At 63.1% G+C, this 10,320-nt stretch carries 6 protein-coding genes, 1 pseudogene and 1 riboswitch; of the genes and pseudogenes, 1 reads left to right on the top strand and 6 read right to left on the bottom strand.

The genetic code is table 11. The features are described 5' to 3' along the window. The 4 genes and pseudogenes from CQ12_RS29160 to CQ12_RS29145 all read right to left on the bottom strand — a co-directional run. Positions 1–126 (bottom strand): annotated as a pseudogene (locus CQ12_RS29160) (TetR/AcrR family transcriptional regulator); the annotation flags it as partial. Positions 127–384: 258 nt separating this feature from the next. Next, positions 385–1,608, bottom strand: a complete 1,224-nt coding sequence (locus tag CQ12_RS29155; protein ID WP_057838741.1) for a glycosyltransferase family 87 protein — start codon at positions 1,606–1,608, stop codon at positions 385–387. A 252-nt stretch (positions 1,609–1,860) separates the two neighbouring features. Then, positions 1,861–2,988 carry a ribonucleotide-diphosphate reductase subunit beta gene (locus CQ12_RS29150; protein ID WP_057838740.1) on the bottom strand — a complete coding sequence of 376 codons (1,128 nt, stop codon included), beginning with the start codon at positions 2,986–2,988 and terminating at the stop codon, positions 1,861–1,863. 26 nt (positions 2,989–3,014) lie between these two features. After that, positions 3,015–5,924, bottom strand: a complete 2,910-nt coding sequence (locus CQ12_RS29145) for a ribonucleoside-diphosphate reductase subunit alpha (RefSeq protein WP_057838739.1) — start codon at positions 5,922–5,924, stop codon at positions 3,015–3,017. A gap of 115 nt (positions 5,925–6,039) precedes the next feature. Beyond that, positions 6,040–6,259: riboswitch (cobalamin riboswitch) on the bottom strand. Between the two features lie 389 nt (positions 6,260–6,648). Here CQ12_RS29145 and CQ12_RS29140 point away from each other — a divergent pair. Further along, positions 6,649–6,843 (top strand): hypothetical protein, encoded by a 195-nt coding sequence (locus CQ12_RS29140; protein ID WP_057838738.1) that lies wholly within the window; start codon positions 6,649–6,651, stop codon positions 6,841–6,843. A gap of 149 nt (positions 6,844–6,992) precedes the next feature. Here CQ12_RS29140 and ftsH read toward each other — a convergent pair whose 3' ends face one another. Together ftsH and tilS are read right to left on the bottom strand one after the other, a co-directional pair. Beyond that, positions 6,993–8,915 (bottom strand): ATP-dependent zinc metalloprotease FtsH, encoded by a 1,923-nt coding sequence (ftsH, locus tag CQ12_RS29135; RefSeq protein ID WP_057838737.1) that lies wholly within the window; start codon positions 8,913–8,915, stop codon positions 6,993–6,995. A gap of 265 nt (positions 8,916–9,180) precedes the next feature. Beyond that, positions 9,181–10,215, bottom strand: coding sequence for a tRNA lysidine(34) synthetase TilS (gene tilS, locus CQ12_RS29130; protein WP_057838736.1), 1,035 nt, complete (start codon positions 10,213–10,215; stop codon positions 9,181–9,183). Between the last annotated feature and the right edge of the window lie 105 nt (positions 10,216–10,320).

The following is a 10,320-nucleotide window of genomic DNA, read 5'->3' as shown; positions in this document are numbered from 1 at the left end:
CGCGACCGGGGCGATCTGCACGGCCGCCATGCCGCCCTCGGCCGCGGCATCCCGCGCCGCCGCCAGGATGGCGCTGCGCCGTGCCGCCAGCCGCTTTACGACCTGATGGGTTCGCCGATACACCATGGCGCGATTTCCGTCCCCCGCGCGCCCTCGAAGCCCCAGGAGGCCTGCCAGAACGCGCGCACCTTCAATGTCTTGGGCGATAGGCTCCGTCATCGCCTCGAAGAAGTGAACAACTATTCACGCCTGATGACAAGACGGTTTTGCAACACGGATGCCGGTGGGGCTTTCGAATCTTTAACAAACTCTCAACGCCCGGTTCGCATGCCCGTATTGAGCAGCCTCAGATCGCCGCCCTCGCGCTTCACGTTGAGCCCGCCGTCAGATACGTACCGCAGCAAGCGCTGGCGCCGGCTCGTGCCGCCACCATGATCCGGCACGGCGCAGGACCAGCGCAGCCACGACCAGCGTGGCGCCAAGGCCAGTCGGTACACCCGTGAACATGTAGCACACGAGAAGCGCGACGACGACGCCGAGCGCCGGAAGCTCGTAGGAACGAAAGCCGGTTTTCAATCCGATGCGAATCAGGAAGGCGACCGGAATCGCCAGCACCATCATGTCGTACATGAAGAGATAGGGCGTGGTCAGCAGCGTGCCAGCGCCAAGCGCCGCGGCCTTCAATGTGTAGGGCACACGGCTTCGCCACACCAGCGCCACCACCACGGCGACGGACGCGGTGAGGACCCACTGGAATGCCCAACCGAGCGGCTCGCTGCCGCCGAAGTAGCGTACCATCGAGAAAATGCTTTGCATCTTCCACCATGGAGCTTTCCCTTCGGTCAGGAAGGCTTGCGAGAATTTCGGCATCCAGTGGAAGAACGCCAGCCAGCTTTCGAAGCCGAAGGCAAGCAGGGACGCGAAGGCCACCACGAGCGCCGTTACGGCAGCGCTGATGAACACGCGCCAATGTCCGGCCGCGATCAGTACGATCGGAAACAGCAGTCCGTATTGCGGCTTGTACGTCAGAAGCCCGAGGCAGATGCCTGCCAGCACCGGACGTACCGGGATCAGATAGAGCGTGCCGCCGATCAGCGCCGCCGTGAGAAAGCCGTTCTGCCCGACCAGCGCATTGATGAACGCCATCGGGATGGCGAATGCGAGCAGATAGCCGAAGCTGTGGCCGACGATCGCGCGCATCGCGACAACAAAGGGCACAAAACTGACCGCAACCCAGCCGATGAACGCGGCCTGGTAGGGAAGCTGCGCCAGCACGGATGCGACGAACAGGAATGGCGGTGGATAGTGCCAGGCGAAATAGCCGACAAAATCCTTGCCGAGCTTTGCGACCTCGACCTGCTTCTGAATGTCCCAGTCATAGGCCTGTGCCGGGAGGCCATCGAGCACCAGCCGGCCGGCAGCCCAGACGTTGATGAAATCGGTCGGGATGCCGAGGCCGTTCGCATCGTAAACCCACCATTGTGACAGATACGCCGTCCCGCACAGGGTCACGTTCGCAACCGCCAGCACCAGGCAGACCCTGACGAGCCACGCGGGAATTGCGCTTTGCTCCGGCGCGGGCCTGAGGGCGGAAAGAGATGCGGTCATGCGCGGTCCTTGCCTTGCGTGCGCTGTTCGAAAGCGCACGTCCCCAAGCAATAGGCCGGAGTGAATTGAGGAAATCTTAAGGTTTGGCGCGGTGACGACGGTTTTCCTCCGTCGTCCCTGCGAACGCAGGACCCATAACCACCGATGCCGACTGTGGACGACAGGCGTCTCCCCTCATGCTTTATCGATAGATCACGCGGTATGGGTCCCCGCATCCGCAAGGACGACGAGTGGAGAGCACGCGTTGCTCCCCTACTCCCAGCTCAGCGCACCGCCATTCTGGTACTCGATCACCCGCGTCTCGAAGAAGTTCTTCTCCTTCTTCAGGTCCATCGCCTCCGACATCCAGGGAAACGGATTCTCGGTTTCATCGAACACGCGCTGCAGCCCGAGCTGCGCGCAGCGGCGATTGGCGATGAAATGCATGTAGCTCTCGCACAGCGCGGCATTCAGGCCGAGAAAGCCGCGCGGCATGGTGTCCCGCCCATAAGCTGCTTCCAGTTCGGCCGCCTCGCGCACCATGGCGCGGACTTCGTCCTGGAACGCTTTGGTCCACAGATGCGGGTTTTCGATCTTGATCTGATTGATGACGTCGATGCCGAAATTCAGGTGAATCGATTCATCGCGCAGGATGTATTGATACTGCTCGGCGATACCGACCATCTTGTTGCGGCGGCCGAGCGAGAGGATCTGCGCGAACCCCGTGTAGAACCACATGCCTTCGAAGATGACGTAGAAGGCGACGAGATCGCGCAGGAACGCCTGATCGGCCTGCGGCGTTCCGGTGCGGAAATCGGGATCGTCGAGATGCTGGGTGTGCTTGAGCGCCCACGCCGCCTTGTCGGTGATCGAGGGCACCTCGCGGTACATGTTGAACAGCTCGCCCTCGTCCAATCCGAGGCTCTCCACGATGTACTGGAATGTGTGGGTGTGTACGGCTTCCTCGAAGGATTGCCGCAACAGATATTGCCGACATTCCGGATTGGTCAAATGACGGTAGATCGCCAGCACGATGTTATTGGCAACCAGGCTTTCAGAGGCCGCGAAGAAGCCGAGATTGCGCTTGATGGCGCGGCGCTCGTCTTCCGTCAGCCCGTCGCGCGATTTCCACAGCGCGATGTCGGCCTGCATCGAGACCTCGGTCGGCATCCAGTGATTGTTGCAGCCGGCGAGATATTTCTCCCAGGCCCATTTGTATTTCAGCGGCAGCAATTGATTGACGTCGGCGCGGCAGTTGATCATCCGCTTGTCGTCCACGGAGACCCTGCCGCCGCTTCGGTCGATGGCGCCGAGGCCGGTTTGATCGGCCGCGGCGACGGATTGCGCCACGAAAGGCAGCGCCTGACGCGCCGGCGGAGATGGTTCGGACCAGTCGAGCATTGTCGTTTCCTTCTCTTCTTGTCTGCTTACTGGCAGGCTTCGCATTCGGGATTGTCGATGGAACATGCCACCGCACCCGAGAGATCAGGCGCCGTGATCGCCGACGACACGATGATCGGCGTTCCCGCCGACATCACCGGCGCGGCCGCAACGGCGTTGAGCTTGCCGTCGGTGCCACGGAGCGTGGACTTCTCGACATGCGTCGCGCTGCGCGAGCGCAGGTAATAGGTCGTCTTCAGGCCGCGCGCCCACGCCAGCCGATAGAGCGCATCGAGCTTCTTGCCAGAGGGGTTGGCGATATAGAGGTTGAGCGACTGCGCCTGGTCGATCCATTTCTGCCGCCGCGACGCCGCCTCGATCAGCCAGGCGCTGTCGATCTCGAAGGCTGTCGCATAGAGCGCCTTGAGATCATCCGGGATGCGATCGATGGCGCCAACGCTGCCGTCGAAATATTTGAGGTCGTTGACCATCACCTCGTCCCACAGGCCGCGCGCCTTGAGATCGCGCACCAAAAATTCGTTCACGACGGTGAAGTCGCCGGACATGTTGGATTTGACGTAGAGGTTCTGATAGGCGGGCTCGATCGACTGGGCGACGCCGCAAATGTTGGAAATTGTCGCCGTCGGCGCGATCGCCATCACGTTCGAGTTGCGCATGCCTGATGATTTGACGCGCTCGCGCAAGCGATCCCAGTCCAGCGTCATGCCGCGGTCCATGGCGAGGCCGCCGCGGGCTTCCGCCAATAGCTCGATCGAATCGATCGGCAAAATGCCCCGGCTCCACAGCGAGCCGTCGAACGAGGGATAGCGCCCGCGCTCGGCCGCCAGATCGACGGATGCCGAGATGGCAAAGTAGGAGATCATCTCCATGCTGCTATCGGCGAACGTCACCGCCGCATCGGAGGCCACCGCGATCCGCAGCGCCTGCAGCGCATCCTGAAATCCCATCAGGCCAAGACCGACGGGACGATGCCGCAGGTTCGAGCGGCGCGCTTCGGGAATGGTGTAGAAGTTGATGTCGATGACGTTGTCGAGCATCCGCATCGCAATCGTCACGCTGTGCTTCAGCCGCGCCTCGTCCAGCCGCCCTTCCCGCACGTGATTGAGCAGATTGATCGAGCCGAGATTGCAGACGGCGGTCTCGTCGTCGGAAGTATTGAGTGTGATCTCGGTGCAGAGATTCGAGGAATGGATCACGCCGGCATGGCGCTGCGGCGAGCGCAGATTGCAGGGGTCCTTGAAGGTGATCCAGGGATGCCCGGTCTCGAACAGCATGGTCAGCATCCTGCGCCAGAGGTCAGTGGCGCGAACCTGCTTGAACACGCGGATTTCGCCCCGCGCCGCCTTGGCTTCATAGAACGCGTAGCGCTCGGCGAAGGGCTGGCCGTAGAGGTCGTGCAGATCGGGCGTCTCGTCCGGCGAGAACAGCATCCATTCGCCGTCGGCCTCGACCCGCTGCATGAACAGGTCAGGCACCCAGTTCGCGGTGTTCATGTCATGGGTGCGGCGGCGGTCGTCGCCGGTGTTCTTGCGCAGGTCGAGAAATTCCTCGATGTCGATGTGCCAGGTCTCGAGATAGGCGCAGACCGCGCCCTTGCGCTTGCCACCCTGGTTGACGGCGATCGCGGTGTCGTTGGCCACCTTCAGGAACGGCACCACGCCCTGGCTCTCGCCGTTGGTGCCCTTGATATGCGCGCCGAGCCCGCGCACGCGGCTCCAGTCGTTGCCGAGCCCGCCGGAATATTTTGCCAGCAGGGCGTTGTCCTTGACCGACTTGAAGATGCCGTCGAGGTCGTCGGCAATGGTGGTGAGGAAGCACGACGACAATTGCGGCCGCAGCGTTCCCGAATTGAACAGCGTCGGCGTCGAAGCCATGAAATCGAACGAGGACAGCAGATCGTAGAACTCGATCGCGCGCGCCTCGCGATCGATCTCCCGCAGCGCCAGCCCCATGGCGACACGCATGAAGAACGCCTGCGGCAGTTCGATGCGGTTGCCGCGCTCATGGAGGAAATAGCGGTCATACAGCGTCTGCAGGCCCAGGAACTGGAACGCAAGGTCGCGTTCCGGCTTCAGCGCCGCGGCGAGCTTCTTCAGGTCGAAGCGTCCGAGATCGGGATCGAGCAGTTCGGCCTTGATGCCGGTCTTGATATAGGCCGGGAAATATTCGCCGTAGCGCACGGCCATATCGGCCTGCGTCGCGTTGGTCGGCGCATCCAGCACGAATGACAGGACCTCGGTGCGCAGCTTGTCGAGCAACAGGCGCGCGCTGACATAGGCGTAATTCGGCTCTTGCTCCACCAGCGTTCGCGCCGCCATCACCGACGCCAGCGCCAGTTCCTCCTCGCTGATGCCGTCGTAGAGGTTGCGCTGCGTCTCCGCGAGCACGGCGCCCGCGCCGACGCCTTCGAGCCCGGCGCAGGCTTCCTCGACGATCAGCGTCAGGCGTGCAACATCGAGCGGGACTTGTGCGCCGCTCGCCAGCGTGATGCGCAGTGAAGGTTCCCTCGACGCCTGAGCGGCCCTGGCCGCCGCTTGCTGAGCGCGCTGTCGGGTGCGTTCCTCGCGATACAGCACGTAGGCGCGTGCGACCTTGTGGTGCTCGCTGCGCATCAGCGCGAGTTCGACCTGATCCTGCACGTCCTCGATATGAAAGGTTCGGCCCTCGCTCATCCGGCGCGTCAACGCACTGAGGACTTCCGACGTCAATTGCTCGACGATTTCATGCACGCGGCGGGAAGCAGCCGCGCTGTGCCCCTCGACCGCGAGAAACGCCTTGGTCATTGCGACCGAAATCTTGCTGGCGTCGAATTTCGAAACCGTGCCGTTGCGACGGATCACCTGCATCGGCGGCTGCGCTTCCGGTGCGGCTAGCGATTCGGGACGCAGTTGGATGAAGGGAGCAGCGCCGGCTTCGCGATCGAGAGAGAGTGACATCAAGAGACCCCGTGATGTTGTTGGGGCCGGATGTCAGAGGAGACGCTGCTTCAAATGCGCGCGCGGAAAACGCCGGCATGAGTCTGCAAGCGCCGCCGGGACACCCCGCCCGTGGACGTTTTTTGGTGTCGCGGCAGGTCTCCTGGCTCGCAGGTCGTCGTTATTCCCTGTCTTCCCAATGCGATGCCGCATCAGTGACGTTAAGAATCGGGAACAACTCACTGCTTACAGTTGCGGGGGCAGCGCCGGAATCTCGCACTTGTTCGCGCGATCACCGGCTTCCCTCTTAGCCACCATGTGTTGGGCCATAGTGGACCGTGACGGCTATATCTCGTGCTATTCGCATGCGGCTGTCAATGGGGCGGGCGGGGCAATGTGCAAGAATTTCGGCGACGAAACTCTGCGGCTGTGAACAACGATGACAACGTGCCGATGAATATCGCCGAGTTGGCGCGCCTGTCGCGTTGCCGATAGGTGGACCCGTGGAGGTTCTCCGGGAGACGTTCTTCCGAAGCTAAGGGGTCAACGACATCCATTCGCCGCGCGTGCCCGACATCGGGCGTCCGTGTAGCGAGAATTACCGCTGCCGTAGGGTGGGAAAGGCGCACTTCGCGCCGTGCCCACCACTCTCCGAAACTGCTGGCGTGAATGGTGGGCACACTTCGCTTTGCCCACCCTACGGCCGTTCTCTATGTTTTGATGTTGAAAATCAAAGGAGACCGCCATGCGCTTCTGGATTGAATGCACGAGGCTCGAGACGGGACGACCCATTCACATCAACATCGCGCTCGTCGGCAGCATGTCGCGCGACGGCGAGCGCACCACTCTCACCTATGTTGGCGACGGCCAGACAATCGACGTGACGGAAACGCCGGAGCAGATACTGGAACGTCATTTCGGGGCAATGACGAAGCCATAGCGACGCAAGGCATCACTAACACCGTCATTGCGAGCGGAGCGATCCATTCTATGCCGTTGCTGTGGATTGCTTCGCTCCGCTCGAAATACGGCAGTGCATAAAAAAACGCGGCGTCTCCGCCGCGTTTCTCATTCAATGTGCAATCCGCTTTACGCCTGAGGCTGCGGCTCCAGACCCGGGTCCGGATCGGGACGCGGGCGCGGCTTGCCGGCCGGGGGCACGGCGGAGGCGCGCGGCGTGCTCGGCTCCAGCACCGACTCGCGGTTGGGCTTCTTGCCGTTGAGCAGGTCGATGATCTCGTCGCCGCTCAGCGTCTCGAACTCGAGCAGGCCCTTGGCCAGCGTCTCAAGGTCCTCGCGCTTCTCGGTGAGGATTCGCGTGGCTTCGTTGTAGCCCTCTTCGACAAAGCGCCGGATCTCGGTATCGATCTTCTGAACCGTGGCTTCCGATGCGTTCTGGGTACGGGAAACCGACATGCCCAGAAACACCTCGTCCTGGTTTTCGCCGTAGGACACGGTGCCCAGGGCCTCGGACAGCCCCCAGCGCGTTACCATCATGCGCGCCAGTCGCGTTGCCTGCTCGATATCGGAAGACGCGCCGGACGTAACCTTCTCCCTGCCGAAGATCAGTTCTTCCGCAACGCGGCCGCCCATCATGATGGCGAGGCGCGAGGTCATCTGCTCGAGCGACATCGACAGCTTGTCGCGTTCGGGCAGCTGCATCACCATGCCGAGCGCACGGCCGCGCGGAATGATCGTGGCCTTGTGGATCGGATCGGTCGCGACGACGTTGAGGCCAACGATGGCGTGACCGCCCTCGTGATAGGCCGTCAGCAGCTTCTCTTCCTCGGTCATGACGAGCGACTTGCGCTCGGCGCCCATCATCACCTTGTCCTTGGCTTCCTCGAACTCGGCCTGCGTCACCATCCGCTTGTTGCGGCGGGCGGCGGTCAGCGCGGCCTCGTTGACGAGGTTCATCAGGTCGGCGCCGGAGAAGCCCGGGGTGCCGCGCGCGATGGTCTTGAGGTTGATATCCGGCGCCAGCGGCACCTTGCGGACGTGCACCTTGAGGATCTGCTCGCGGCCGACGACATCCGGGTTCGGCACCACGACCTGACGGTCGAAGCGGCCCGGACGCAGCAGCGCAGGATCGAGCACGTCGGGACGGTTGGTCGCCGCGATCAGGATCACGCCTTCATTGGCTTCAAAGCCGTCCATCTCGACCAGCAACTGGTTGAGGGTCTGTTCGCGCTCGTCATTGCCGCCGCCCAGACCGGCGCCGCGATGACGGCCGACCGCGTCGATTTCGTCGATGAAGATGATGCAGGGCGCATTCTTCTTGGCCTGCTCGAACATGTCGCGGACGCGGCTTGCGCCGACGCCGACGAACATTTCGACGAAGTCCGAACCGGAAATGGTGAAGAACGGCACGTTGGCTTCGCCCGCGACCGCACGCGCGATCAGCGTCTTGCCGGTGCCGGGAGGGCCGACCAGCAGCACGCCACGCGGAATCCGTCCGCCGAGGCGCTGGAATTTGCCGGGGTCGCGCAGGAATTCGACGATCTCCTGCAGATCCTGCTTGGCCTCGTCGACGCCGGCGACGTCCTCGAAGGTGACGCGGCCATGAGCCTCCGTCAGCATCTTGGCGCGCGACTTGCCGAAGCCCATCGCCTTGCCGGCACCGCCCTGCATCTGGCGCGACAGGAATATCCACACGCCGATCAGCGCGATGAAGGGCAGCCAGGAGACCAGCAGCGAGACGAACCACGGCACGTTGTCGCCGGGCGGCTTGGCAGTGATCTGGACCTTGGCGTCATAGAGACGCTTCACCAGCGTCGGATCGCTGGGCGCATAGGTCTGGAAGCTGGAGCCGTTGGTGAAGGTGCCGTGAATGTCCGGCCCCTGGATCACGACGTCGCGCACGCGGTTCTGATCGACCTCGCTCAACAGCTGCGAGAACGAGATGTCCTGCGAGGACGTGCGCTGACCCGGATTCTGGAAGAGCGTGAACAATGCCAATAGCAGCAAGACAATGATGACCCAGAGGGCGAAATTGCGCAGATTGGCGTTCATTGATCTTCCTTCGTGGTCGCGCGGATCGCGGCCCAATGTCCTTGGCAGTAACCTTGAGTATTCCTTGGGTAGTGAGGCGAGAATCCCCGGTCCACTGCACCCAATTTAGGTGGCGCCCGGGTCAATGCCAAGGGAACCACTCAGGACTATTTAACGCATCTTAACGCGATTCCCGGTCAAAAAATGACGCAGAAATCAGGGTTTTTCCGGGGTGGTTAAAGCTCTTCGTCCCGAGATCGCGGATATTTCGATATAGGGACGTTTCTCAGGCCCGGCTACCCCGGCGCGGCGGCGCTGGACTAACATGAATTCGCCCCTCCGTCAGGCTGATTGCTGCCCCCGCAAGCGTCTGTTTCAGCCTTGTCTGCCTCTCGCCGCCCGCAATGGCGTTGTCCAGTACCGCCAGCAGCGCCTCGAGCTTGCCGAGTTCCGCCGGCCCTTCGTGGCCGGCCCGGTCGATGGCGCGCTTGAGCAACCGAAGCCGGATCTCCTCGGGCAGACCGGCAAACGCGCCGGCATCGAATCCGAAACGCGCAGCATCATCGCGATCTCTCAACGCGAGATAGCGCTCCGCGCCGTCGGCCAGCACTTCGATCGCGGCATTCGCCCGCGCCAGTCTCGATGCCAGCCGCGCCAGGTTTCGGCTGTCACCGCCCTCTTCGGCCAGCGCCGGCATCAATGCGCGCAGCCGCGGCCGCGTGAAGCTCACGTCGCGATTGGTGGGATCGTCGGCAAAGGCGATCTTCGCCTTGCCCAATGTCGCAACGAGCCGGGACTTCGGAATGTCGAGCAACGGCCGCGCCAGCCACGCGCCCTCGCGCTCGCTCTCGCGCGCCATCGCCGCGAGACCCGCGATGCCGCTGCCGCGCAGCATCCGCATCAACAGCGTCTCGGCCTGGTCGTCGCGGGTGTGTGCGGTGAGGATATGGGTTGCGCCGCTTGCTCTCGCTGCTCTTGCCAGCAGGCGATAGCGTGCCGCGCGGGCCGCGGCCGGCAGGCCGGTCTTCGGCTTGGGCCCGGTCCAACGCAACGTGCGATGTGGCACATCGAGCGTGCGTGCGAGACGCTTGACGTCGCGCGCTTCGCGCGCGGCCTCGACCCGCAGGCCGTGGTCCACGGTGACAGCGATCAACCGCGGCCCGCGCGGCGCGGCGCGGCGCCAGCGGGCGGCAAGCCACATCAGGGCAAGCGAGTCCGGACCACCGGACACCGCCAGCACGAGCGCGGGCGCAGTCTTCCAGGGCGCGAAGAGGAGCTTCGCTTGCTGTACCGAGATCGGCGCGTGGTCGTCGTCAGCCATGGCATCGCCAGTCTATTCGAGGCCGACAGCGGCCTCGACCGGCCTATGCTTTAGCACTTAACCCGCTTCTGCTCACGATCGACGGCGGCTTTGACGCCGGCAGAC

The organism is Bradyrhizobium jicamae, from assembly GCF_001440395.1.
GTDB lineage: Bacteria > Pseudomonadota > Alphaproteobacteria > Rhizobiales > Xanthobacteraceae > Bradyrhizobium > Bradyrhizobium jicamae.
Note: the sequence above shows the minus strand (reverse complement) of the source record. Positions and strands in the feature narration are given on the sequence as shown.

Coding starts and splice junctions, on each gene's coding strand:
- CQ12_RS29155 (WP_057838741.1), bottom strand. CDS start 1,608: ATGACCGCATCTCTTTCCGCCCTCAGGCCCGCGCCGGAGCAAAGCGCA.
- CQ12_RS29150 (WP_057838740.1), bottom strand. CDS start 2,988: ATGCTCGACTGGTCCGAACCATCTCCGCCGGCGCGTCAGGCGCTGCCT.
- CQ12_RS29145 (WP_057838739.1), bottom strand. CDS start 5,924: ATGTCACTCTCTCTCGATCGCGAAGCCGGCGCTGCTCCCTTCATCCAA.
- CQ12_RS29140 (WP_057838738.1), top strand. CDS start 6,649: ATGCGCTTCTGGATTGAATGCACGAGGCTCGAGACGGGACGACCCATT.
- ftsH (WP_057838737.1), bottom strand. CDS start 8,915: ATGAACGCCAATCTGCGCAATTTCGCCCTCTGGGTCATCATTGTCTTG.
- tilS (WP_057838736.1), bottom strand. CDS start 10,215: ATGGCTGACGACGACCACGCGCCGATCTCGGTACAGCAAGCGAAGCTC.